This window comes from Roseovarius litorisediminis, assembly GCF_900172295.1.
Classification (GTDB): Bacteria; Pseudomonadota; Alphaproteobacteria; order Rhodobacterales; family Rhodobacteraceae; genus Roseovarius; species Roseovarius litorisediminis.
Genome location: NZ_FWFL01000001.1, coordinates 16,297 through 40,607, shown reverse-complemented (window position 1 = coordinate 40,607; position 24,311 = coordinate 16,297). Strand labels below are relative to the sequence as shown.

The following is a 24,311-nucleotide window of genomic DNA, read 5'->3' as shown; positions in this document are numbered from 1 at the left end:
AGACAATTCTGGAAACCTTGCACCCGGCACGCTGAAATCATCCGATCGGCAGAGACCCGTCACGCCTTTGATCATAAACGATTGACGTCTCGAAACTAACGATCTCGCGGTTAAGGGTTAAGGCGTTGTAAACTGCTGATTTGAGGTGATCCATGTCACGGGCAATCATCGAGATCACAACGTCATACTTTCCGGTAACCAGATAGATATTCTGAATCTCCGGGGCGGCGATCAAATCGTCCATCAGCCTATCGTTGCTGATCTGACCATCCTTCGAGATATTGGCGAATATTACTGCGCCCAAGGTGAAGCCAATGCTTTTGGGATCAATGACTGTCGTCGTGCCGGTGATCACTTCACGCGACCAAAGCCTTTTGACACGCTCGTGACACGAAGACGGGGCAAGGCCGACTTCCGCTGCGAGCTGCTTGTTCAGCAACCGCGCATCCTTCTGCAAATGGGTCAGTATCGCTTTGTCGGTTCGGTCTAGGTTCATGTTGGCATCCAATCGGTCGAAATTAATTCGGTTGAAGCGATGTTATCCAACTTGCTATCCTGAAGATAGATCACATTCCGACTAATCTCCGGTAATTTACCGGATAACCCGAAGAATTGGAGGTACTGCGTTGGAAAATCCAAAGCTGGACGATGCGCCTTATCTGGATTTGACAGATCCTGGCTTTTCAATTCGTTCAGAAGAGGTGCGTCGCGCCAGAGAACAAAGTTGGTTTGCTCGCACTCCCTATGGTCTTGCCGTCTTGCGGTATGACGAGATGAAAGAAATGATCATGCACCCAAGCTTGCGCCAGGGCTCGTATCGCTGGCCTGCGCACAATGGGACGACCGGATTGTGGTCACAATGGTGGCTGCGCATGATGTTGAACAAGGAAGGGGCCGACCACGCGCGCTTGCGCAGGCTGGCCACTCCGGCCTTTGCACCTCGGCTGGTCAGTTCGCTCATTCCGTCATTTCAGGCGTTGGCTGATGAGCTAATTGCGAACTTTGAAGAAGACGGACGCTGCGAATTTCAGAACGCCTTTGCCGAGCCCTACGCGACACGGGTTATCTGCGCTCTGATTGGATTTCCACACGACAAAAGCGAACGCCTGGCAGAGCTTGCCGTGGAGATGGGCTATGCGTTGGGTGTTAATTATGCCGAAGAAGAACCGCGCGTCGATGCTGCTACAGCCGAACTCTTTGAATACACACAAGGTGTCGTCGCACAACGACGCAAGAACCCAAAAGATGACTTCATCGGCGCCCTTATCAATGCCGCCGCAGACAAGTCCGCCATGAGTGAGCAGGAACTTTTTGATATGATCGTGCTGTCAATCTTTGGCGGTATCGACACGACACGCAACCAGTTGGGTCTGGCGATGCAAACGTTTTTGGAACATCCTGACCAGTGGGAGCATCTGGCCCAAAACCCTGATCTGGGCCGACAGGCTGTTGAAGAGGTGATGCGCGTCAGGCCTACGGTGACATGGGTCACCCGGGAAACGACCGAAGACATCGAATTCCGGGGGCTTGAAATCCCGGCGCAAACCACACTCCACTTATTTTCTCAGTCCGCGGCCTCTGACCCGAAATATTTTGAAGATGGGTTTGATATAACCCGCAAACAAAAGCAGCATTTTGGTTTTGGGGGTGGGAAACACCACTGTATCGGATCCCCCATCGCGCGCGGCGATATGGCGGAAGCGCTAAAGCTTTTGTCACAACGGCTCAAGAATATCTCGCCCGACGGACCTGCGAATTTCCTGCCAGACAGCGGCAACACCGGCCCGCTGACATTGCCCATCAAATTTGAAAAGCGGAGTATTTAAAGTGCTTAAGAAGCTGTTGAAAGAGAGTGGTGCCGATGTTGTGCACGTCGGGCAGTTTGATTATGGCTCGATTTTTCGAGAGCGCCGTTTGCGCAGCGAACAATTTTTGCAATGGGCGCAAGACCCGCGTTTTGCCAATGTGGTGGCCTATTGGGACAGCGCCGACACAATCGTCGGCGGCACTTCTTATTATACCGAAAAACAGGAAATCGACGCCGACAGCATCCGGCGCTATCCGGCTGAGCCGGGAGCTGTGGCAATCATTATGGATATGGCTGGAGAGCCTAAAGAGTTGATGCCGCGCCAAGTACTGCGCCGTCAGTTGGAGCGCGCCGAAGCAATGGGCTACGTGGTGGATGCCGCATTTGAGTTTGAAATAATTCTGCTGGATGAAACCGAAAATTCGGTGCGCGAAATCGGGTTTGAAAACCTGAAAAAATTTGCTCCCGACAACAAATGCTGGTCCGGCACCACGGCCGCAACCCACGCTGAGCTGATCTGTGACCTGGAGGCCGAGATTCTTGGGTTTGACATCAATCTATTTGGTCTTGGTGTCGAGTTGGGCCCCGGATGCCTGGAGGCCACATTGGGTGCCGCTCGGGGCCTGCGCGCTGCCGACGACGCAGCTTTCTTGCGTATGGCGGCACGGTCGTGGGCGCGGCGCAATGGCCTTACCGCCAGCTTTATGCCGTATCTCGGGAACGAATACCCCGGCATCGGGGGCCACATCACGCTATCGCTAAAAGACAATAAGACGGGTCAAAACCTGTTTTCCAGCAAAGACGGCAAGACCAATGATCTGGCGCGGTCGTTCATTGCCGGGATGATTGACGTTGTTCCAGACTGCTTTGCCATGTGCACCAGTTCTGTCAACGCGTATCGACGTCTTGCGCCAGGATCCTGGGCACCCAAAGCGTTAACTTGGGCCGAATACACTTTCACTACTGCCGTGCGATCCGTGCCGTCCTCCAGCGACACGGCAAGGCTTGAATTCAGGTCTCCGCCAGCGGACTGCAATACCTATCTGACAATGGCGCTGATGCTGGGTGCCGGCCTTGATGGGATTGAGCGAGGCCTGAACGCCCCCGAAGCAGCCGAAACTGCCGGGCCTGATGACATTCCGCAAGGCGCGCAGCCGTTTCCACGTGACCTCTTCGAGGCAGCGCATAAGATGGCGAATAGCAAAACAGCCGAACGACTATTTGGAGCGGCTTTTGTGCGCAATTTCACTGCGGCTTGTCTGGCCGAAGACGCCAGCCTGCGCACGGCGGTTAGTGCTGACGAACGGCGCCGATATCTGGAAGCATAACAAAAGACAACATGGGGAAGACTTACATGATTCCGACAGACTCAGACTATCACCGCGAAAGAGAAGCACCGGGCCGCGATGAGCTTGTCAAACGGGTGCGCGCCAAGATCGACGCATTGGGCGTTGACTACATCTATTACCAGTACATCTCGATAACCGGGCGTGTGATGGGCAAAGCAGCCCCTTCACGTCACTGGGAAACGCAGGCCCGCAAGGGTGTGCAGACCTGGATGGGCGGTGTCTCAAACGTCGCTGCAAATTTTCAGGGAGAGCTTATCGGTTTCAACTCGAACGCGATGGAATGCATTGCCTTGCCTGATCCGGAAACTTTTGTGCAATTACCGTGGGATAAACGCATTGGGCGCGTGTTCTGCACATTGTATTATGGCCTCGAAGACCCGGATCAGCCCGGTGAGTATTACGAACACGACACGCGCGGGAACCTGAAGCGATTTGATCGCGAATTTCGCCAAGCCAACAATGGGCTTTATCTGAAAGTGGGGCTTGAGCCAGAAATGCTCTGGTTACGCCCCAAAGAAGGCGAGGTTCAACCCTTTGAGGGAACGACCAAGCCATACGCCTATCACATCGGTCAATTTGAAGAAGTGCGCGAGGTTTGGAAGCAAGTGTCCGACTACGCTTTGGCGATGGGTCTCGACATGATCCAGGGCGATTGCGAAGACAGCCCGGGACAAGTCGAGTTGAATTACCAGTTCGACGATGCGCTGCCGACATGCGACAGGTTGACAACCTACCGCCAAATCTGCGCCGAGGTTGCACGGCAACGCGGGTTGATCGCCTGTTTCATGGCCAAACCCTACATGGGTGTCCCTGCCAACGGGTGCCACCATAACTGCTCGGTCTGGACGGGCGGTAAGCGTGAGGTTCAGCAGTTGACCGACGGTGATCTTCCCGGAATGGAGGAAAACTGGGCCTATTCCGTAGGCGGGACAAACGAATTTGAAAGTACCAAGGGTGATTGGCTCCCGACCGAGTTGGGCCATCACGTCCTTGGTGGGTCTCTCAAGCACATCAATGCTCTGACCGCACTGGGGGCATCCACCGTCAATTCCTATCGCAGGTTCAACGACTTTGGCATGTGGGCCCCGATCGGGGCCAATTGGGGATTGCAGAACCGGTCTTGTGCAATCCGTGTTTCTGCGCCTGACCGGTTTGAGTTCCGCGCCGTGGATTCGATGGTCAATCCGCATCTTTTCTGCGGGGCATTGTTAAAGGCGATGGACGATGGGATCAAAAACAAAGTTGACCCGGGTGCACCTGAATCGCGTAACGTGACAGAAATATGGATGGGCGGAGAGGAAGAGGTAAATGTGATCCCGCTGAACCTTCACGATGCGCTGCTAGCGCTAGAGAAAGATGACATTATAAGATCGGCCATGCCGGGCAAGTTTCATGACCTTTACCAGGAATACAAACGCGATGAATGGACCCGTTTCCTGCGAGAGGTCACCAACTGGGATGTTGAACAATATCTGGACTGCGTCCCATAATATCCAAAGGAACCGGGATTACCGGTCGACACACAAAAAAACCAACGGGAGTTAGAAGATGAAGAAAACCATAATTGGTGCCAGCATTGTCGCCCTTGTGACGTCCACAGTGGCCGCTTCTGCGCAAGAACTTAATGTCCTGACTTGGGAGGGGTATTCGGATGACAGCTTCATTAAAGCTTTCGTCGAATCCTCCGGGTGTCAGGTGAACGCCACCTATGTCGGCTCAAACGATGATTTCGCACCAAAACTCGCTGCTGGTGGCGGTGTCTACGATCTGATTACGCCGTCGATTGATACCACCCAACTGATGATCGACGCCGGATTTGTTGAACCGCTCGATACGTCTAAGATTACCGAGTGGAATAACATCTATCCAAAATTCCTGGAACAAGACGGCATTCAGGAAGGTGGAGAGTATTACGGCATGCCCTACACATGGGGTTCGATCCCCTTCATGTATCGCAACGACAAATTTGAGACCCCTCCCACGTCGCTGGCCGCGTTGTTCAGCGACGAGCTGAAGGGCCGTATATCGCTGTGGGACGACAAGTCGACACTTTACGTTGCCGCTCGGCTGAATGGTAACATGAACATCTACGACCTCAGCGATGACGAATTGGCAAACGCGCAGGCCAAGCTGATCGAACAGAAGCCTCTGGTGCGGAAATACTGGGCAACCGCCGGCGAACTGGTTGACCTTTATGCCGGCGGCGAGGTTTGGATTTCCAACACATGGGGCGGATATCAGTCCGCACTTCTGGCCGATCAGGGCATCGAAGTGACCGAGTTTATCCCTGAGGAAGGTGCCGAAGGCTGGATGGACAGCTGGATGATCGTTAAAGGATCGCCTAATCAGGAATGTGCGTACAAATTCCTGAACATGCAACTCAGCGAGCAAGGGCAATGCGGCGTTGCCAATGTAAACGGCTATTCGGTGGCCAACAAGGCTGCGGCCAAATCCTGCATGTCCGAAGAACAGTTTACTGCATTGCATCAGGATGACCCAGATTACCTGGACAGCCTGCTGCTGTGGCAACCGCTGGGTGAGCGTCTGGAAGCCTACACCAATGTGTGGAATGCGGTTAAGGCCGAGTAATCACCAAAAAGCACACAGGGAGGGGCGGTGTTCGTGGCGCCGCCCCCACCCGCCTGAAATAAGAGCAAACGTAAATGTCTGGCATCATCGAACTTCGCAACATTAGCAAGCATTTTGGATCTGTCATCGGGATTGATCATGTTGATTTGAGCGTCGAGGATGGTGAATTCCTTACACTTCTTGGCCCCTCCGGCTGTGGGAAATCGACCCTTCTTCGAATGATTGGCGGGTTTGAGGAACCGACGACCGGCTCAATTTTTCTATCCGGTCAGGATGTCACGGACCTGCCCCCGCAAAAGCGTGACGTGAACATGATGTTTCAGGATTACGCCCTGTTTCCTCATATGACAGTCGGTCAGAATATCGCCTACGGCCTCAAGATGAAGGGGGTGGGCAAAGCAGACGCGCTGCAGAAGGCCAAAGCAGCACTCGAACTGGTTGGCTTGCCAGACAAGATTGATCAGATGCCCCACCAGATGTCTGGTGGCCAACGTCAACGTATTGCACTGGCGCGCGCGATTGTACGCGAGCCCAAGGTGCTTTTGTTGGACGAACCACTCTCGGCGTTGGACGCCAATCTGCGCGAGCAGATGCAGGTGGAACTGAAACACATTCACGATAAGCTGGGCATCACATTTATCATGGTTACACATGACCAGAGAGAAGCACTGGTCATGTCCGACCGCGTGATCGTCATGGAACGCGGGCGCATCGCGCAGGATGGATCGCCTCAGGATTTGTACGAGCATCCCAAGACCACCTATGTGGCGAATTTCATTGGCACCACAAATTTCATGCCCGCGCGCATCACTGCCAGAAACGGCATTGAAACGCATCTTGAGATCGCCGGGCAGAGCTTGCTCGCCCGCTATGACAGAGTACCGGACACTGAAAACATCCAGATTGGGATAAGGCCGGAAAAAGCCCATATACTGGATGCAGAAAGCACCACAAAATCCAACGTGCTTGTCGGTCGCGTGGCCGAACATATCTATCACGGGAGCAGCCTGCGCACGACGATCAAGCTAACTGATGGCATTGAGTTTCATATTGACGCAATGTTGCCCTTGGGCATGGCGCGCGCCGATGTGTCCGGAATAGGGGCCGAAGTGCGCATCGGGATCGAACCTGAAAACGTCTTTCTGTTCGAGCGTGAGGGCTGAATGATGTCGCAGGCATTTTTCGCCCGACATGCCGGCAAACTGGTTTTGGGAATACCAATCCTGTGGATCATCCTGTTCATGTTGGTGCCATATGGGGTCCTGCTGACCTATAGCTTTTGGCTCAAGAAATATCCACTTTTCGTTCCCGCCTTCCAATTCGGCAACTACTGGACGCTTCTGAGCGATCCGCAATATATCAAGGTCTTGCTGCGCACGCTGAAGATAGCGGCACTGGTCTCGGCCGCCTCGTTGCTACTGGCCTATCCATTTGCCTATTACCTCGTGTTTCGCCTGAAAAACACGACCATGCGTTTGATCCTGTTCATGGCCGTGATTGCGCCACTTTGGATTTCATACCTGTTGCGCGCCTATGTCTGGAAAACAATCCTCGGAACCGAAGGCATCCTGAATTCTTTTCTGATGAGCATCGGCATGATCGACGAGCCTTCAGGTATCTTTCTGTACAACCAGTTCGCCATGGTTCTGACGCTGACCTACATCTTCATCCCCTTCATGGTCATGCCGATTTATACCGCCCTCGAAAAGATCCCGCCCAGCTTTTCCGAAGCCTCGGCTGATCTTGGGATGAGTGACTTTCAGACCTTCCTGAAGGTCACCCTGCCGCTGTCAATGCCAGGAGTGGTCGCGGGATTTACTATGACCTTTTGCCTCAGCTTTGGTGATTTCATCGCCCCATTTCTGGTCGGCGGGCCGGATGGTCAGATGGTGGCCAATGTGATGGCATCACAATTTGGCTCGGCGCTAAACTGGCCTCTGGGGTCGGCACTTGCGGTGGTAATGCTGATCATAGTGCTGTCGATTATCTCGCTGTCGGACTGGTTCGAGCAATCGGGCAAGGTAGAATTATGAGCAACGCTGCATTAAACCACTCGACTGTGCCACGCAAACTGCGGCGAAGCCGTGCCGCACGTGCAAGATTGGCGGCCGACAGTGGTTTCGTGGTGATCATCTCAATCGTGATGGCGTTTCTCTACGTGCCCATCGCGATCCTCGTAATCTTTAGTTTTAACGACAACAGATCTCTGACCTGGCCCCCGTCCGGATTTACGCTGAACTGGTACGAAAAGCTGTTTAACAACGATCAGCTGCTTGTTGCGATCGGGAACAGCTTCTATGTTGCCGGCTGCTCGACCGCGCTGACCCTTCTTGTTGGCGTTCCTGCGGCCATGGCGTTGCATCGCTACCGCTTTCCCGGCAAGACCGTCTTTCGTCGGCTTCTGCTTTTACCAATTGCTCTTCCCGGGATCGTAACCGGGATATCGATGTTGAACATGTTCAAGATGTTCGGTTTTAACCTGAGCCTTGAAACGGTCATCGTTGGACATGCAACAGCGCTGCTTGCGGTCGTGGTCACACAAGTGTTTGCCCGGTTGCAGCGTCTACCCAAATCTCTGGCCGAGGCCTCGTCTGACCTTGGGGCCAATCCGTTCCAGACATTCATACACGTGACATTGCCCAATATCCGCACCGCGTTGCTTGGCGCGGGGCTGTTGTCCTTTGTTCTGTCGTTTGACGAAATCCCAGTGACGTTTTTCCTGACCGGGCGGGACAACACGTTACCCATGTATATCTATTCCACAATGCGCCGCGGTGTGACGCCCGAGATCAACGCCGTCGGCACGCTGATTGTATTTACGTCACTTATCCTCATAACCATCTCGGTGGTCTTTACTGCCCGTGACTGGACCGGGCGCAAGTAGGAGCGACCTTGCGACTTTGTATTCTTGAAACTGACACCTACGACGATCTTGAACAAAATGCTCATGGCAGCATATCAGAGATGTTCACGATCTGGCTTGGACCTGCCCTGCCAGAAGCTGAGTGGAGCAGCGTTGCTGTCCATGCGGGCGAATCCCTGCCTGATCCGGGGGCAAATGACGGATATCTGATCACCGGATCGCGCTATGGCGTATACGACAACTTGCCCTGGATGACCCCGCTGGTCGGATTCATAAATCAGCTGAAAGATCTTCAGGTGCCCCTCTGCGGGATCTGCTTTGGCCACCAGATCATGGCCCATGCGTATGGCGCACTCGTTGAAAAATCACCAGGTGGCTGGGTTCTGGGCGCACAGGCTTATGACGGCCACACCGCGTTTGCGATGCATCAGGATCAAGTGCTCGAAATCCCGCCGGGTGCGCGTAAAGTCACAAGCAGTGATCGTTGTTTGATAGCCCGGATAGAGTACGATTTCCCCTCTTTGTCGTTACAGTATCATCCGGAATTCAAAGCCGGTTTTATGGAGTATTTGCTGGACCTTTATGGAAACGACCAAATCGACCCTGAATTGATCGAAGCCGCGCGCGCCTCGCTTGATGTTCCAATTCATGATACGCTTATTGCGGAAGACGTCGCTAAACTCTTTCGCTCTCATCTGCGCAATTCAGACCGCATAAGCTAACTGGCACAGCCCTAGCGGCTTGTTTGAACATCCTGCAGAAGTGCCTGACATCACCACCCACCGGACAGATTTGAGCGGCTGACCAACAGAGGGTGGTGTCAGACTAATTCGTACCAGTCTCAGTTTCCGGCAGTCAGCGTGAGCTTACCCGGAACAAAGCTGACGCCACCAGGCCAGAGCAGCGGCGTTTGAGCTTGAAATTTTCCCGGCTGTAGAGGTGGCGTTCCTGATTGAAGTGGTTGTAGACGGAGGCGTGAACGGCGGCGAATTTTTGCAAACTTCGCATCCGCCGGACGCGAAGCCTCGCCCTCTCCCGTCGTCGAAAAGGCAGATGTGCATTCTCCGCTCCGGTGTTCAGCCAGCGGCCTGTTTCCTGCCTGTATACAGCGCCGATCTCCTTGAGCGCCGCGCCGTAGCAGCGCAGCAGATCCGTGACAAACACCACCGACCGGCCATGCTTATGCATTGCGTTCTTTAAGAATTTCAATGCGGCTTTCTTATCGTGCGTCTTCGTCACAAAGCTTTCGAGGACTTCGCCCTCGTGATCCACGGCGCGCCAAAGGTAATGTCGTTTGCCGTTAATCTTCACGAATATCTCGTCCAGATGCCGTCGCTATCGGCTGGACTTCATCCCTTGGATCCGACGTTTCCGTATCTCGGCGGTGAACACCGGACCAAATCGGTGCCAACAGTATCTCACCGCTTCACGACTGACATCGCTGCCGCGCTCATGAAGCATGATCTTCAACATTGCGGAGCGACAGCGGAAACCGCAGGTACAGCATCACTGCCAGGCGGATAATCTTACGGGTCGTTTTGAAATAGCGAAATGGATCAGGTTTACCCATATCCAGACGCGACGAAACCACCCTGCCCTACTCAAGCCGGTTTTCTCTGACAGTGCATTATCATCGTTTCACACGGCGTCGTCCCGACAGAACACCAGATTCAAGGATGATGCTGGAAACCAGATGCTCGCGGCGATACGCCATGATATGCACACCCGCTACACCCTCAATCTCGCGCAACTGCTGCATGAGCTCAATGCAGATCTTCTTGCCTTCTTCCGATTGGTTCGCAGCCCGCTCCATGCGCGCGATAACCTGATCCGGGATGTGAATACCCGGAACGTTGCTGCGCATCCATCGCGCGGCCTTGGCTGACGCAAGCGGGCCAACACCGGCAATGATGAACACGCGCTTGTCCGCGCCCTCATCGCGCACCCGTGCCATGAACTTTTCGAACAAGGGAATGTCAAAGATGTAATTCGTCTGAATGAACTCGGCGCCCGCCTCAATCTTCTTGATCAGCCGGTCAGGCCGCCACTCATAGGGTTGAATGCAAGGATTTTCAGCCGCGCCCAGAAACAGCAACGGCGGACGGGTAATCTTGCGTCCGGACAGGAACACACCTTTGTCGCGCATGGTTCGGATCGTGCGCAAAAGCGTGAGAGAATCGAAATCGAAGACCGGCTTCGCCCCCGCTTGATCGCCGACGCCCACACCATCTCCCGTCAGGCACAAGACGTTGGACACACCCAGTGCCGCCGCTCCCAATACATCACCCTGAATCGCGATCCGGTTCCGGTCGCGGCAGGAAATCTGGTAGACCGGCGAATAGCCTGCGCGCGTCAGCAGGGCGCATATCCCGATTGATGACATGTGGCAGTTTGCGCCAGAAGCATCGGTCGCGTTAATCGCATCCGCCACCTCGCCCAAGGGCTGCGCAGCCTCAAAGACATCCGCAGCATCAGCGCTGTCGGGCGGATTGAGCTCGGCCGTTACAGCAAAGCGGCCCGAGCGCAACACCCGCTCCAGCCTGCTGTGCGAGACGTGACCCTCGGGTGGCTTGGAATAGGCAAGGAGATCGGCCCCGTGCGCGCCAGAATCAATCATTGCTCGCCCTCCGCCTGTGTGGCCTTGGGCGGCTCAACACTCAGAGGGGCCGCCGCCGGTTCCTGCAAGCGCGCCTCGGGGAAAGCCTCGGCGAGCGCGGCACGCGCCGCATCACGGCTCTGGCGAATTTGCGTGGCCTTTTCACGACTCACTCGCAGCCAAGAGGACGACCCTTTAAGTGTGTGCTCTACCGGAGGCAGAACCTCGCGTATCTTATCCCTACCCTCTTTCATGCGGCTGGCCCCGTTCCATGCCAACGTCCAGACGCATTTCATATCGGGTTTGACCTCGCAATACCCGCCATCGCGCACCCCGCCGCAGGGGCCGTTGCGCAACTGCTTGGGGCAATTCATCGGGCAGGACATACCGGTAGACGACAAAACGCATTGCCCACACATTTTGCAATCGAACAGTAAGGTTTTTACGCCCTTTTCGATCAGAGCAACGGGCCGCTCGACCCTGTTGTACCCGATCCGGGAAAACAGCGGATCAAGGGCAACCATCACCCGTTCAACGCCTTTGTAGATCCATTCAAAACTGCGGGCGTGGCGAACAGCGAATAACCGGATGCGATACATTTTTGTTCCCCTTACTGCGGCAGGCACAGGTTACGATATATATTGGCGCAGTCCACCCACATCAGCAAATCTTGGGGATGACGATTGTCCGTCATCAAATGATTTGGAACACAAGCGTTTGATTGGTTTCGGAGGATCAGGCTCGCCGTTGTTTCATTTTATGTCGCGTTCTGTTGATGCAACAAGCGGCGTTTCTGGATTGTCTGTTTTTTGATCTTCTTACTGCGTCTGAGGATGGTTTCGGCCCGACCGAAGTAGACATCGGCGTATGTTAGGTTGCCCAAGCGCGTGATGGTGCCTCCGGAGACGACCCCGGGAAATCGGGATGAAACAGAGAAGTGGCGGCTGGGCTGACAGAGATAGGGGTGGGTGGCGGTGCTGTCAGACGGATTCGAACTCGTCTCTGGTAGTCCAGTAACGCTGTCCTTTATCCCGCGCCAAGTTCGCGCCACTCGGCAAGAGCGGCGGTGCGGTTCAGCTTGAAGTTTTCTCGTGAGTAGAGGTGGCGTTCCTGATTGAAATGATTGTGCACTGAGGAATGAACGGCGACGAATTTCTGAAGACTTCGCATGCGCCTGAAACGAAGCATCGCCCGTTCTCGTCGTCGAAATGGAAGATGTGAGTTTTCCGCCCTGTTGTTCAGCCAGCGACCAGTTTCCTGACGATCCGCCGCCCCGATTTCCTTCAGCGCGGCCCCATATGAACGCAACTTGTCCGTGACGAATACGTGAGGACAGCCATGCCGCTTCATTAATTTCCTGAGAAATTTCAATGCCGCTTTCTTGTCACGCGTCTTGGTAACGAAGCTTTCAAGCACCTCGCCTTCATGATCGACGGCCCGCCACAGGTAGTGGCGTTCGCCATTGATCTTCACGAACATCTCGTCCAGATGCCAACGCCATTGACTGGATCGCATGCCTTCGATCCTGCGCTTCCGGATCTCCGAGGCAAACATCGGGCCGAAACGGCGCCACCAAAACCGAACCGTTTCATGGCTGATTTCGACGCCGCGTTCGTGCAACAGATCCTCAACATTGCGGAGAGACAGCGGGAACCGAATGTACAACATCACCGCCAGGCGGATGATTTCCGGGCTGCTTTGAAAGCCCTTGAACGGGTATGATTTGGTCATGTCCAGACGCTACGAGGCCACCCTGCCCGTCTCAACAAAAATCGTTCTGACAAAGCCCTGGGAAGATGTGCTGCGCCCCGTTCTGGCGCGCTACGCGACGGAGGCGAGGCCGTTGATCAAACGACGGCGGTTCCGCGCCGATGCCGCCTTCGCCATTCCGGCGCTCTTCGACCTGCTGGAAGCCGCAGGTTGGGACTACGCCATCCGCATCAAGGGCAACCGGAAGCTCTATGAACGGATCGACTTCCTGACCAAACGCGGCCCCGGCCGACCACCGCATCACGTCGTACGCCACTACGCCAGCTTCCACTATCGGGCGAAGAGCTGGTCGAGGCCGCGCCGGATCGTGGCCAAGGTCGAGTTCCATTCCGGCGAGCTGTTCCCCCGCGTGGGCTTCATCGTCACCAACCGCAGCCTGCCGAACGAACGGGTGCTGGCCTTCTACAACGGTCGCGGCACGGCCGAGCAGCACATCAAGGAGGGCAAGCATGCGCTCAAGTGGACGCGGCTTTCGTGCATGAAGTTTGCGGCCAACGCAGTACGGCTTCAGCTTCACGCCCCGGCGTACAACCTGGCAAACTTTCTTCAGACGCTGGCCACGCCCAAAGACATCGAGACATGGTCGCTGACCTCTCTACGCGTGCGGCTGATCAAGACCGGTGCCCGTCTCGTCCGGCACGGTCGCTACGCCATCTTCCAGATGGCCGAGGCCGCTCTGCCGAAGGGGGTCGTCGCCGGCATCCTTGGCTTGATCAACACTTTGCGCGGGCCGCCCGCTGCAGCGGTATCGGTATGATCGGCGACCAATCCAGAACCCCGAGTCGCATTCCAAGCGGCCGGACACGTAGGTCCAGAAGCCAGCGAAACGGCTCCAAAACCGGTGAGAGCGGTCCTCTTGGCCGTTCTTCTCACTGGGCCGCCACCACTCGACAACGAGAAGAGGTCGAAAATGCTAGGAGGATCGCCCCCGTTGGCCGCAACCTCACTGAAGACCGGTCATATGGGCAATACCGGTTTCAAACAAACAAAGGGCGGTCACGATCGGCAGACCTCATCTATTGGAGCCGCGGCAGCGCGTTGTTGCGCATGACGCGGCAGGCAACACGCATCACTCAGCGGCGGCGCGGTTTGATGTTTCGGTCAAATTCGGCAATGATATCGGGTAATTGAAACGTGATGCCCAATGGCCCACGTCAATGATGCACAACCAAAAGACCACGACATCAGCGGGCTTTTGATTATGGCAATCGGTTGTCGGTCGACACCCTTGAAATCATCGTCTCAATGGATCAGAGGTCAGTCATGCACGGAGATTCAGATCGGCGTACAAGATCCCGGGCAGTCTTTGTGCATCAACAAGCGAGTTTAAGTTGAAACGCGGTGAGAAAGATAGAAAATTGCCGAGTGGCGAAACCTCCGACACAGTAGGCGCCCGACCTAAAGGATCGCAAAAAACGATCGATAACATAGTTTTGGCGGCGCATCAGGTATTGACGGAAGTAGGTAGCGCGAATCTGAGTATGCGCAAGGTTGCAGAGGCCGCGGGCCTCTCGCTTGGAAACGTTACTTATCATTTCCCGTCGAAGCGAGATCTTTTGATCGCGCTAATTCAACGGCTGACGACTCAATATGCGGAGCAATTTGAACAAATTCTTGCCGAGATCGCCAAGGACCCTAGCACATCATTGGATCAACTAGTTCGCTTTCTTCTCAAAGATGCGGCTGAATATGAGACAATGGTACTCTTCCGTGAGCTTTGGACAATGTCGCTTCGTGACGACGTTATTCGGGATAGCATCGACAATTTATACGACTATCAAATGGCTAAAGTTGCAGCCATGCTCGAAGACCTTTTTCCTGAAGTAGACTCGCAAGCGGCCGCCGAATTTGTTCAGATTTTAGCAATGCTTAGTGAGGGGACGGTGGTTTTGTACGGAACACGCCAGGACCGTAGGGTTCGACACGAGCGTGCTGTCGAGAAGGCTTGCGAATTAATGCGGCACTTACTGCCGCTTGGCGGTGCTCGACCAAATTAATTGCGCGTTGTGGCCAATCGCCGGCTCCGCTCAGTCAGCAAGGGCGTAATCCAGGGAAACGGTCATCGGGTCAAGCTCCATCATCCATTGTCTGATGGCAGTTTTTCATCATCGATTTCCGGCGGTGTGGCGAACCCCAAATCCTTAAAGCGCTGTTGGCTTCAGGGAAGACCCCTATCACTGTCGCTCAATTGTCTAGGTCGTCCGTACTAGACTTCACTCCGATCCGGCGATAGTAACGGATGTGGGAAAGGCCCTTCGGTGGCACGTTTTTTTTGCTTGCGGTTGGCTCTTACGATTCCAGTTCGGCTTATCCCGTGCGACTGACAGCCATTGCAGAGGTCAGATGAATAGTAAGGCCGTCGCTCTGATTTGCACGTATGAAGTGCAGCTACTTCCAGAGCTTATCCCACATAAGGCGGAACCAGTGAGCCAGGGGAATCCGGACGTGCGCGAATGTGCCAAGTAGCTCGGTTCACTTTAGTATCTGAAAGGATTTTCAATCGATGATCTACTGTTTGAAAACCGGCGTTCGCACGATGTCAGCCATACTTCTCGCTGCTCTCTGCTTATCACCAAGCGCCCAAGCTCAAAGCGACGATCTCGCCAAGCAATTAGCCAATCCGGTTGCCTCACTCATCAGCGTGCCGTTTCAGCTCAACTATGACCAACGCATCGGTGCGGCGGACACGGGCAGCCGGTTCGCGTTAAACATTCAACCAGTCATACCCTTCTCCATAAGTGACGACTGGAACCTAATCTCCCGAACCATTGTGCCGGTCGTTTCGCAAGATAACGTATTTGCCGGTTCTGGTTCGCAATTTGGCCTTGGTGACACAATCCAAAGCCTCTTCTTTTCGCCGAAGGCTCCCACTCAGAGTGGGTTGATTTGGGGCGTTGGCCCGGTCTTTCTGATCCCGACCGCAACCGATGATCGTCTGGGCACTGGCAAATGGGGCGTTGGCCCGACTGGCGTTTTGTTAAAGCAAAACGGTCCCTGGACCATCGGTGTTCTTGGAAACCATATCTGGTCTGTTGCAGGCGACGAAGCACGTTCAGACGTCAATTCAACTTTCATGCAGCCGTTTGCGTCCTACACGACGCCAACCAATTGGACCTTCTCACTGCAAACTGAGTCCAGTTACGACTGGGAAACGGAAGAGTGGTCGGTCCCGATCAACGCTATTGCGTCCAAACTGACGCGCTTTGGGGACCAGCCTGTCAGCTTATCTGCTGGCCTACGTTACTGGGCAGAAAGCCCGACCGGTGGACCTGAGGGTTTTGGTTTTCGTTTGGGTGCAACGTATCTTTTCCCGAAATAACGACCGGCTGGTTTCTTCCTTTTCTGATGGCACGCCACCACCTAGGCCCCGCTATGCCAAGACCAGCGCTTCGCTGCGCGCGCCAACCCTGCGGCCAGCGTTACGGGTGTCTACAACCAGTGAGGAGTGGCGAACCCCAAATCCTTAAAGCGCTGTTGGCTTCAGGGAAGACCCGTATCACTGTCGCTCAATTGGCTAGGTCGTCCGTACTAGACTTCACTCCGATCCGGCGATAGTGTCGGATGTGGGGAGGGTCCTTCGGTGGCAGATTTCTTTTCTGCAGGCCGAATGAATGAGAAGTTAGGAGGTCGCGAATGAAACCTCGAATACCGTTCGCCAAAGCATCTGTGAATGCAGTAATCGCTGCCACACTCACTCTTGCGACATCGGCAGCGTGGGCCGAGGAAACTGGCTGGAGTTATGAGCTGGCCCCCTACCTTTGGGGCAGTGGCATATCTGGGACCTCGTCGGTCGTTTCTGCGTTGCCGCCTGCAAATGTCGATGCTTCTTTTTCCGATATCTTGGAAAACCTTGACGCTGGTGCGATGTTTTTCGGGTCTGCGACCAAGGACAGGTTCGGTATCATGGGCGATCTCCAATATGTTTCTCTGAGCGGTGCCGCCACTGGCTCGGGAGGTTTGTTGTCAGGTTCAGTCGAGAACAAGTTACTGATCCTTTCCTTGGGAGGGGAGTGGATCGCATCGAGAACGGATACAAGCGAAGTACGCCTGATCGGCGGCGTGCGCCACTGGGACACGGAGACGAACATCGCGCTCACGGTCGGGCCAAGCGGCGGCACGGCCTCGGGCTCGGACCAGTGGTGGGACGCCATGGTTGGCGCCCGCGGACGGTATAATCTCAACGAGAAGAGCTATCTCACCGGGGTCGCTCTTTTTGGTGGTGGCGGCTCCGATTTCATGGCGGATGTGTTTGCTGGCTACGGATATCGATTGTCGGAAAGGACCTCTCTTGTCGGCGGTTTCCGGTATCTCAGCGTTGACCGGAACGATGGTGGATTCGTTTATGATGTGGAACAGCAAGGCGTTCTTCTAGGCGTGAACTTCACCTTCAATTGAGTGCACAAGAACGCCTTTGGGACGCGACAGAGGGCTCCTCAGAAAAAGGTGCATACGCGGATCTGATCGCCTTCGAGGCAACATCAGCACTTACAGTCCCCGCAGCGGTGCTGTCAGACCAATTCGAACTCGTCTCAGTTCACTGCCAAACGCTTGAACTTATGCCGAACAAAGCTGGCGCCACTCGGCCAGAGCAGCGGCGCGGTTGAGTTTAAAAATGTCGCGTGAGTAGAGGTGGCGTTCCTGGTTGAAATGGTTATGAACTGAAGAGTGGACGGCGACGAATTTCTGCAAACATCGCATCTGTCGGAAGCGCAACATTGCCCGTTCTCGTCGTCGAAACGGCAGGTGAGAATTCTCAGCCCTATTGTTCAGCCAGCGTCCCGTATCCTGCTTCTTCGCATTGCCAATAACCGTCATTGCAGCGCCGTAAGATCGAAGTTTGTCAGTCACGATCACTGCCGGATTGCCGTAGCGCTTCATTGATTTCCTTATGAATTTCAATGCTGCTTTGCGATCCCGGCGCTTGGTGACGTAACTTTCCAGTACCTCACCTTCGTGATCAACAGCCCGCCATAAGTAATGGGTCTCGCCATTGATCTTCACAAAAACCTCATCCAGATGCCACTGCCAGTTTGAGTATGAACGCATCCGACTGACCCTGTATTTGCGGATCTCAGCTGCAAACATCGGGCCAAATCTGTTCCACCAGAACCGAACTGTTTCGTGACTGATGTCGATGCCACGCTCATGCAAAAGATCTTCGACATTCCGCAGCGAAAGAGGAAACCGGATGTACATCATCACCGCCAGGCGGATCACCTCGGGGCTGGTTTTGAAATAGCGAAATGGGCTGCGTTTTGTCATCCGACGAGGCTACGAAACTGCCCTGCCCGCCTCAAGCCAGTTTTGTCTGACAGTGCCGGCAATGTCACTTCGCGACGACCTTATTCGGGATACCATCGACAATTTTTACGACCGTCATATGGCTGAAGTTGCAGCCAAGATCGAAGAGCTTTATCCGGAAGTAGAACCGCAAGCGGCCGCAGAATTCGTGCAAATTCTGGCTATGCTTAGTGAAGGCACGACAGTTTTGTACGGAACACGTCGGGACCGTCGGGTTCGGCACGAGCGCGCTGTCGAGAGAGCTTGTGAAATTATGCGGGAATTTCTGCCGCTGGGTGGTGCTCCAGCAGATTGATTGACAGTTGAGCCCAAATCGACCGGCTCCAATCAGTCAGCGCGGCCCTGATCCAGGGGAATGGTCATTGGGCCACGCTTAGCCGGCCCATTTTTTGTTTTTACTTTTGACCACTGGATTCCGGCGATGTGCCGAGCCCTGAACCCGTCAAGCCTGTTTACCCTCCGGAAAGCCCCCCATCATTGTCGCTCAGTGTGTATTAGGTCATACGTACTAGATCTCATGGGGTTTTGCTGATATCGTGCTCCGCAACTCACGACAAACTATGGTCGAGAGAAAACCGCGATATCGATCCACAACGCGGGCCAGGAGCGAAGTCCGATGCGCACCAATGCAATGAAGTTCGTTTTTGCGCTCTTTATTGGGCTCTCCGCTATGGGTTCCGCCTTGGCACAATCCAAGCAGCCTAATGTTGTTCTCATGCTAGCCGACAACTTGGGATATGGCGACGTTGGCGCATATGGTGCGGGCGAGATACGCGGCATGCCGACTCCGCATATAGATCAGCTTGCAGCGGAGGGTTTGCGCTTGACCCAGTTCTTGGTGGAACCTGGCTGCACGCCATCCCGCGCGGGTTTGATGACCGGGCGTTACTCGATCCGTTCTGGCCTCTCGAAGATCATTTTGCGCGGGACGACGAACACCCTTAAGGCCGAGGAAGTCACGCTCGCCGAGGTTTTCAAGTCGCGAGGCTACCGTACCGCCTATATGGGCAAATGGCACCTCGGTTCGGACGAAGAAAGCCAGCCCCAAAATCAAGGCTTTGACGAATGGCGGTTCGGCTTCTTCGGCACAACCGAGGCAACGCTTTACGGCGAGAGCATGGCGCGCACGAAGGCGCCAGAAAAGTGGCAAGCTCTGATTCCTCAGATCATTGAGGCGGACCATGCAGGAGGACCGGTCAAGCCTGTACGAGCCTATGACTTGGAGTATCGGCGCTTCGTGGATCGGGATATCGCGAATGCAGCGGTCAACTACATCAATACCCATGCCGGGTCGGACACGCCCTTCTTCCTTTTCCTCGGTTGGACGCGACCACATTATCCGAACGATTCAGCTCCAGAATATCACGGAAAATCACGAATAGGGTCCTATGGCGACAGCGTCATGGAACTGGATGGCAGAACCGGTGAGGTCTTGGCTGCGCTGTCCGAAGCCGGAATCGAGGATGATACGATCGTCATCTTTCTTTCAGACAATGGACCAACCAAGACCAGCGGGACGGTCAGCGAAATCAACAATGGGTCGGCAGGTCCATGGCGCGGCGAACTAGGCGACGGTCTGGAGGGCTCTATCCGCACGATCGGCATGATCCGCTGGCCGGGAAGAATCGCCCCAGGCGTTACGAACGAGATGATCTCGATCCATGATTTCTTGCCCACGCTGGCGAACATCATTGGTGCGGACACTCCATCGAATCGGCCAATGGATGGAATAGACCAGTCTGCTTTCCTTCTGGGCCAACAGCCCAACTCCAATCGCGAGCACCTTCTCACGTTCATCGGTGATCGGCTGGTCGCGGTGCGCTATCGGCAGTGGCGAATGTATCCAGTCTCCTTTTCGTCGACCGACGGAACTGCGACGACCGGAGGATACCTTGGCCGCATGGGTGAGACGGCAGGTTTGCCCGAAATCTACAATATCGAGGCTGATCCGCGCGAGGAACGCAATGTCGGTGCGGAAAACGGATGGCTCGTCGTCCCCTATCTGCAATTGATCGGGGAGTACATGGCGACAGTCCAAGACCACCCGAATCCGAAAGCAGCAAACCTTACTGATTTCTGATGACTACGCGATGATCTACTACGCGCTTACGCGCCGAAAGCTGTACCGGGCATTATAGCGAAATCTCTGTTCCAGTAGCCCGGGAACGGAATGCGAAAGAGGAGGAGACCATAATGATCAAACGCCTTGCCTTGCTAGCAGCGGTAGTTCTTTACGCGAGCGGTGCATCGGCACAATTCGTGCCTTCGGAAGAATCTCTTTCCGACCTCTATTCCGGCAAGGCCTATTCGCCCTATGCCAACCGCGGCTTTCCCAGCCGAGTGTTCTGGGGCGACACCCACTTGCATACAGGGCTGTCGCCCGATGCTGGGCTTTTTGGCAATACCACCGGGCTTGACGAAGCCTACCGCTTTGCCCGTGGCGAACAGGTTATGGCGTCGTCGGGCCAGCCTGCCCGGCTAGCACGCCCCTTGGACTGGCTGGTCCTGACCGAACATTCCGATGCGATGGGCATGATCTCGGACATCTTCGCTGGCACGCCGGCAGTGATGGCCACCGAACAGGGCGCGCGCTGGCATAAGGCGCTGAGCGCCGGTGGAGAAGAGTCCGCAGCGGCGGCTTTGGAGCTGATCACCACCTTTTCACAGGGCCAAGTGGAGCCAGCACTAATCGGAAACTATGTGCCCGGCACTCCTGGCTATCAGTCAGTCTGGCAGTCGATCATCGACGCGGCCGAACGCTACAATGAACCGGGCCGGTTTACAGCGCTCATTGGATTTGAGTGGACCTCGGTTCCCTTGGGCAACAACTTACATCGAAACGTGGTTCTGCGCGACAATGGCAATAAGGCATCACTGGTGGAGCCGCCGGTCACGATCCCGCCCTTCGGCAGTACTGATCCACACCACCTTTACGACTGGCTGGAAGCCTATGAGGAAAAGACCGGTGGCAAGGCATTTGCACTCGCTCATAACGGCAATCTGTCGAATGGGCGAATGTTCCCCACCGACAAAAGGTTCGACGGCAGCACCGTCGATCAGCGGTACGTGGAACGGCGCGCCCGTTGGGAGCCGCTTTACGAGATCACCCAGATCAAGGGCGACGGCGAGGCCCACCCGATGCTTAGCCCCGACGATGAATTCGCGGACTATGAGAACTGGGATGCCGGCAACCTCGATCTTTCCGAAGCGAAGACCACCGACATGCTCGCAGCAGAGTATGCCCGCGAGGCCTTAAAGCGTGGCTTCGAACTTGAGGCTAGGTTTGGGACCAACCCATATCGCTTCGGTTTTTCGGGTGCCACCGACAGCCACACATCGTTGTCGACTGCGGATGAGGACAACTATTTCGGCAAGTCAACCATTGCCGAACCCTCGCCTAAACGTATGGAACATCCATTTACCAAGAACGAGAACGGGGCGTTCGAAGGCTATGAATTGGTCGCTTCGGGCTATACCGGTGTCTGGGCGATGGAGAACACCCGCGCCTCGCTGTGGGACGCGATGGTGCGGCGTGAAACATATGCCACGACTGGCCCGCGCATGACGGTGCGTTTTTTTGGCGGATGGGATTTCACCGAGAGTGACCTCAACAGCCGCCAGCCCGCCTTCCGTGGCTACGAAAAAGGCGTGCCTATGGGTGCTGACCTGCGCACAAGGGCGAGTGATGCGCCAAGCTTCATGGTCTATGCTCTACGCGATCCGATCGGCGCTAATCTGGACCGGATTCAGATCGTCAAAGGATGGCGCGACGCCGACGGATCCTTGCAGGAAAAGGTCTATGATGTGGCCTGGTCGGACGACCGCCAGCCTGCCGCCGATGGCTTCGTCCCGCCCGTTGGCAACACGGTAGATGTCGAAAATGCGAACTGGTTGAACACCATCGGCGCATCAGAACTGGGCACTGTCTGGACCGATCCGGATTTCGATCCTGCAGTTCCAGCCTTCTACTACACCCGCGTACTTGAAATTCCGACACCGCGTTGGGTGGTTTATGACGCGTTCCGGTTCGGAGTGGAGATCCCCGAAGGTGCCGAAACCTCGGGCCAGGAGCGCGCCTATACCTCACCCATCTGGTACACGCCGCAAGGCTGATTTGAAGAAAGGACCCGATATGAAAACTCTGATGACACCCCTGCTGGCATGTACCCTGCTGACACTGACTGCCGCCACAGGTAGCGCCCAGGAGTCTTTTGGCGAGGGCACGGTCGGCGTGCTGGCGCAGCGAAGTTACTCCCCCTATTCGGGACGCAACTTTCCCACAAGGCCTCTTTGGGGTGATACGCACCTGCACACCGCCTTGTCGCTCGACGCTCGCGCCGCGGGGGTAATTCTGACCCATGACGACGCTTACAACTTCGCCAAGGGCGAAGAGATCACTACCTCGAATGGCATGCGCGCGCGGATCGGCCAGCCACTGGACTGGCTGGTGATCACCGACCATTCCGATGCCATGGGCGCAATGAACGAAGTGGTGGCTGGCAATCCGACGCTGATGACCGACGCAACAGTGCGGGACTGGCATGAACGCATCAACCAAGGTGGTGCGGTAGCGCTCGAAGCCGGGTTGGACATCGTTGACAAGTTCTCTCAGGGCAATTCGCCAGAGATCCTCTTATCCCGCAAGTTCCAGCGGCAGATCTGGGACGGCGTGCTGGAAGATGCTGAAGAGCATAACAATCCCGGTCAGTTCACTGCGATTATCGGGTTCGAATGGACCTCGACTCCAGGCGGCAACAATCTGCACCGCAACGTGCTGTTCCGTGATGGAGCCGACAAGGCGGGTTTGGTGCTGCCGCTGACGGTGGCCGAGGGCGTGGATCCGCGCAAGCTCTGGGCATGGATGGAAAACTACGAGGAAAAGACCGGCGGCCAGATGCTGACGCTGGCCCATAACGGTAACCTATCGAACGGCATTATGTTCCCGGTCGACAGGCTCGAATTCGGCGAGGAGATGACTGCTGAGTACGTCGAAATGCGCGCCAGGTGGGAGCCACTGTACGAATATACCCAGATAAAGGGTGATGGCGAGGCGCACCCCGCCCTGAGCCCCAATGATGAATTTGCAGACTACGAAACCTGGGACCGCAATAACCTTGGCCCGGTGCCGAAACAGCCGGACATGATCCAGTACGAATACGCTCGCGAGGCGCTGAAGAATGGACTGCTGTTGGAAGACCGGCTCGGCACCAACCCATACAAGTTCGGCGCCTCGGGCGCCACTGACAGCCATACCGGCATGGCCACGGCGGAAGAGAACAACTTCTTTGGCAAGCATTCGCTGACCGAGCCTAACGAAAATCGGATGACCACCGATGTAGGGCATTTCGACACCGTTAGCTGGCCTGGCTGGTATCAAGCTTCGTCGGGTTACACCGCTGTCTGGGCAACCGAAAACACGCGCGAAGCTATTTTCGACGCGATGATGCGCAAGGAAACTTACGCGACCACCGGATCGCGCATCACTGTGCGGTTCTTCGGCGGCTACGACTTTGTGGCCAAGGATGCGCTCAGTCGGCTGCCTGCGAATGAAGGCTATGCCAAGGGAGTGCCAATGGGTGGCGACCTGCCACCAGCACCAGAGGGCAAGGCACCGACGTTTCTCGTGGGCGCGTTGAGGGATGCCTACAGCGGCAATCTCGATCGCATACAAATCGTGAAAGGTTGGCTCAATGCCGACGGAACAACTGGAGAGAAAGTTTACGATGTAGCCTGCGCGGAGAGGGCGATCGTTGATCACGCTTGTGAGGGTGCCGTTGGAAATACCGTGGACATCAAGAATGCCACTTGGACAAACACCATCGGAGATCCCGAACTTATCACCGTCTGGGCCGACCCGGATTTCGATCCTGCGCAGCCTGCGGTCTACTATGCCCGTGTGATAGAAATCCCGACGCCCCGGTGGACGGCCTATGAGGCAAAGTATTTTGGGATCAAGGCGCCGGCTGAATCGCCTATGATCACCCAGGAGCGGGCCTACACCTCGCCGATCTGGTATACGCCTGACTGACGACGAGG

At 55.4% G+C, this 24,311-nt stretch carries 20 protein-coding genes and 2 pseudogenes; 16 read left to right on the top strand and 6 right to left on the bottom strand.

The window, feature by feature from the left end; translation table 11 throughout:
* Window positions 1-37 precede the first annotated feature (37 nt).
* The gene (locus PEL8287_RS00190; protein ID WP_139837651.1) at window positions 38-496 is read right to left on the bottom strand and encodes an Lrp/AsnC family transcriptional regulator; all 459 of its coding nucleotides are present in this window, start codon (window positions 494-496) and stop codon (window positions 38-40) included.
* Window positions 497-626: 130 nt separating this feature from the next.
* On the opposite strand from PEL8287_RS00190, the gene PEL8287_RS00185 reads away from it, so the two are divergent.
* From PEL8287_RS00185 to PEL8287_RS00150, 8 genes are all read left to right on the top strand, one after another.
* On the top strand, window positions 627-1,826 hold the full coding sequence (locus PEL8287_RS00185; protein ID WP_085890323.1) for a cytochrome P450: 1,200 nt from the start codon (window positions 627-629) through the stop codon (window positions 1,824-1,826).
* A gap of 1 nt (window position 1,827) precedes the next feature.
* Window positions 1,828-3,135 (top strand): type I glutamate--ammonia ligase, encoded by a 1,308-nt coding sequence (locus PEL8287_RS00180; RefSeq protein WP_085890322.1) that lies wholly within the window; start codon window positions 1,828-1,830, stop codon window positions 3,133-3,135.
* A gap of 26 nt (window positions 3,136-3,161) precedes the next feature.
* Window positions 3,162-4,646, top strand: coding sequence for a glutamine synthetase family protein (locus PEL8287_RS00175; RefSeq protein WP_085890321.1), 1,485 nt, complete (start codon window positions 3,162-3,164; stop codon window positions 4,644-4,646).
* Between the two features lie 58 nt (window positions 4,647-4,704).
* The gene (locus PEL8287_RS00170) at window positions 4,705-5,745 is read left to right on the top strand and encodes an ABC transporter substrate-binding protein (RefSeq protein WP_085890320.1); all 1,041 of its coding nucleotides are present in this window, start codon (window positions 4,705-4,707) and stop codon (window positions 5,743-5,745) included.
* A 74-nt stretch (window positions 5,746-5,819) separates the two neighbouring features.
* Window positions 5,820-6,908 (top strand): ABC transporter ATP-binding protein, encoded by a 1,089-nt coding sequence (locus PEL8287_RS00165; protein WP_085890319.1) that lies wholly within the window; start codon window positions 5,820-5,822, stop codon window positions 6,906-6,908.
* A 3-nt stretch (window positions 6,909-6,911) separates the two neighbouring features.
* Entirely contained in the window at window positions 6,912-7,778 is an 867-nt protein-coding gene (locus PEL8287_RS00160) for an ABC transporter permease (protein ID WP_085890926.1), read from the top strand.
* Complete coding sequence (locus PEL8287_RS00155; RefSeq protein WP_085890318.1) at window positions 7,775-8,629, top strand: ABC transporter permease; 855 nt, start codon at window positions 7,775-7,777, stop codon at window positions 8,627-8,629. Before PEL8287_RS00160 ends, PEL8287_RS00155 begins: the two co-directional genes overlap by 4 nt.
* Window positions 8,630-8,637: 8 nt before the next feature.
* Window positions 8,638-9,330 (top strand): type 1 glutamine amidotransferase, encoded by a 693-nt coding sequence (locus PEL8287_RS00150; protein ID WP_085890317.1) that lies wholly within the window; start codon window positions 8,638-8,640, stop codon window positions 9,328-9,330.
* A 144-nt stretch (window positions 9,331-9,474) separates the two neighbouring features.
* Here PEL8287_RS00150 and PEL8287_RS00145 read toward each other — a convergent pair.
* From PEL8287_RS00145 to PEL8287_RS00125, 4 genes and pseudogenes are all read right to left on the bottom strand, one after another.
* Window positions 9,475-10,178 (bottom strand): annotated as a pseudogene (locus PEL8287_RS00145) (IS6 family transposase).
* A gap of 60 nt (window positions 10,179-10,238) precedes the next feature.
* Window positions 10,239-11,225 carry a methylenetetrahydrofolate reductase gene (locus tag PEL8287_RS00140; protein ID WP_085890316.1) on the bottom strand — a complete coding sequence of 329 codons (987 nt, stop codon included), beginning with the start codon at window positions 11,223-11,225 and terminating at the stop codon, window positions 10,239-10,241.
* A complete protein-coding gene (locus PEL8287_RS00135) occupies window positions 11,222-11,803 on the bottom strand; it encodes a methylenetetrahydrofolate reductase C-terminal domain-containing protein (protein WP_085890315.1) in 582 nt (193 codons plus the stop codon). The genes PEL8287_RS00140 and PEL8287_RS00135 overlap by 4 nt, the downstream gene beginning before the upstream one ends.
* 427 nt (window positions 11,804-12,230) lie before the next feature.
* Window positions 12,231-12,935, bottom strand: coding sequence for an IS6 family transposase (locus tag PEL8287_RS00125; RefSeq protein WP_085890313.1), 705 nt, complete (start codon window positions 12,933-12,935; stop codon window positions 12,231-12,233).
* Window positions 12,936-12,993: 58 nt separating this feature from the next.
* Between PEL8287_RS00125 and PEL8287_RS00120 the strand changes: the two are divergent.
* The 4 genes and pseudogenes from PEL8287_RS00120 to PEL8287_RS00105 all read left to right on the top strand — a co-directional run.
* Window positions 12,994-13,731 (top strand): annotated as a pseudogene (locus PEL8287_RS00120) (IS1380 family transposase); the annotation flags it as partial.
* Window positions 13,732-14,305: 574 nt separating this feature from the next.
* On the top strand, window positions 14,306-14,971 hold the full coding sequence (locus PEL8287_RS00115; RefSeq protein ID WP_176228518.1) for a TetR/AcrR family transcriptional regulator: 666 nt from the start codon (window positions 14,306-14,308) through the stop codon (window positions 14,969-14,971).
* 506 nt (window positions 14,972-15,477) lie between these two features.
* The gene (locus PEL8287_RS20205; protein WP_085890310.1) at window positions 15,478-16,293 is read left to right on the top strand and encodes a hypothetical protein; all 816 of its coding nucleotides are present in this window, start codon (window positions 15,478-15,480) and stop codon (window positions 16,291-16,293) included.
* Window positions 16,294-16,607: 314 nt separating this feature from the next.
* On the top strand, window positions 16,608-17,369 hold the full coding sequence (locus PEL8287_RS00105) for a hypothetical protein (protein WP_085890309.1): 762 nt from the start codon (window positions 16,608-16,610) through the stop codon (window positions 17,367-17,369).
* A gap of 159 nt (window positions 17,370-17,528) precedes the next feature.
* Here PEL8287_RS00105 and PEL8287_RS00100 read toward each other — a convergent pair whose 3' ends face one another.
* A complete protein-coding gene (locus tag PEL8287_RS00100; RefSeq protein WP_085890308.1) occupies window positions 17,529-18,236 on the bottom strand; it encodes an IS6 family transposase in 708 nt (235 codons plus the stop codon).
* Window positions 18,237-18,297: 61 nt separating this feature from the next.
* Here PEL8287_RS00100 and PEL8287_RS00095 point away from each other — a divergent pair, with 61 nt between their 5' ends.
* The 4 genes from PEL8287_RS00095 to PEL8287_RS00080 all read left to right on the top strand — a co-directional run bounded on the left by PEL8287_RS00095 (window position 18,298) and on the right by PEL8287_RS00080 (window position 24,303).
* Window positions 18,298-18,570: a hypothetical protein gene (locus PEL8287_RS00095; protein WP_085890307.1), complete on the top strand. Its 273-nt coding sequence runs from the start codon at window positions 18,298-18,300 to the stop codon at window positions 18,568-18,570.
* A 321-nt stretch (window positions 18,571-18,891) separates the two neighbouring features.
* Window positions 18,892-20,355 (top strand): sulfatase-like hydrolase/transferase, encoded by a 1,464-nt coding sequence (locus PEL8287_RS00090; protein ID WP_217807654.1) that lies wholly within the window; start codon window positions 18,892-18,894, stop codon window positions 20,353-20,355.
* 113 nt (window positions 20,356-20,468) lie between these two features.
* Window positions 20,469-22,388 carry a DUF3604 domain-containing protein gene (locus PEL8287_RS00085; RefSeq protein WP_085890306.1) on the top strand — a complete coding sequence of 640 codons (1,920 nt, stop codon included), beginning with the start codon at window positions 20,469-20,471 and terminating at the stop codon, window positions 22,386-22,388.
* Window positions 22,389-22,407: 19 nt separating this feature from the next.
* Window positions 22,408-24,303, top strand: coding sequence for a DUF3604 domain-containing protein (locus tag PEL8287_RS00080; protein WP_085890305.1), 1,896 nt, complete (start codon window positions 22,408-22,410; stop codon window positions 24,301-24,303).
* Window positions 24,304-24,311: the final 8 nt, after the last annotated feature.

Coding starts and splice junctions, on each gene's coding strand:
- PEL8287_RS00190 (WP_139837651.1), bottom strand. CDS start 496: ATGAACCTAGACCGAACCGACAAAGCGATACTGACCCATTTGCAGAAG.
- PEL8287_RS00175 (WP_085890321.1), top strand. CDS start 3,162: ATGATTCCGACAGACTCAGACTATCACCGCGAAAGAGAAGCACCGGGC.
- PEL8287_RS00170 (WP_085890320.1), top strand. CDS start 4,705: ATGAAGAAAACCATAATTGGTGCCAGCATTGTCGCCCTTGTGACGTCC.
- PEL8287_RS00165 (WP_085890319.1), top strand. CDS start 5,820: ATGTCTGGCATCATCGAACTTCGCAACATTAGCAAGCATTTTGGATCT.
- PEL8287_RS00160 (WP_085890926.1), top strand. CDS start 6,912: ATGTCGCAGGCATTTTTCGCCCGACATGCCGGCAAACTGGTTTTGGGA.
- PEL8287_RS00155 (WP_085890318.1), top strand. CDS start 7,775: ATGAGCAACGCTGCATTAAACCACTCGACTGTGCCACGCAAACTGCGG.
- PEL8287_RS00140 (WP_085890316.1), bottom strand. CDS start 11,225: ATGATTGATTCTGGCGCGCACGGGGCCGATCTCCTTGCCTATTCCAAG.
- PEL8287_RS00135 (WP_085890315.1), bottom strand. CDS start 11,803: ATGTATCGCATCCGGTTATTCGCTGTTCGCCACGCCCGCAGTTTTGAA.
- PEL8287_RS00125 (WP_085890313.1), bottom strand. CDS start 12,935: ATGACCAAATCATACCCGTTCAAGGGCTTTCAAAGCAGCCCGGAAATC.
- PEL8287_RS20205 (WP_085890310.1), top strand. CDS start 15,478: ATGATCTACTGTTTGAAAACCGGCGTTCGCACGATGTCAGCCATACTT.
- PEL8287_RS00105 (WP_085890309.1), top strand. CDS start 16,608: ATGAAACCTCGAATACCGTTCGCCAAAGCATCTGTGAATGCAGTAATC.
- PEL8287_RS00100 (WP_085890308.1), bottom strand. CDS start 18,236: ATGACAAAACGCAGCCCATTTCGCTATTTCAAAACCAGCCCCGAGGTG.
- PEL8287_RS00095 (WP_085890307.1), top strand. CDS start 18,298: ATGTCACTTCGCGACGACCTTATTCGGGATACCATCGACAATTTTTAC.
- PEL8287_RS00090 (WP_217807654.1), top strand. CDS start 18,892: ATGCGCACCAATGCAATGAAGTTCGTTTTTGCGCTCTTTATTGGGCTC.
- PEL8287_RS00085 (WP_085890306.1), top strand. CDS start 20,469: ATGATCAAACGCCTTGCCTTGCTAGCAGCGGTAGTTCTTTACGCGAGC.
- PEL8287_RS00080 (WP_085890305.1), top strand. CDS start 22,408: ATGAAAACTCTGATGACACCCCTGCTGGCATGTACCCTGCTGACACTG.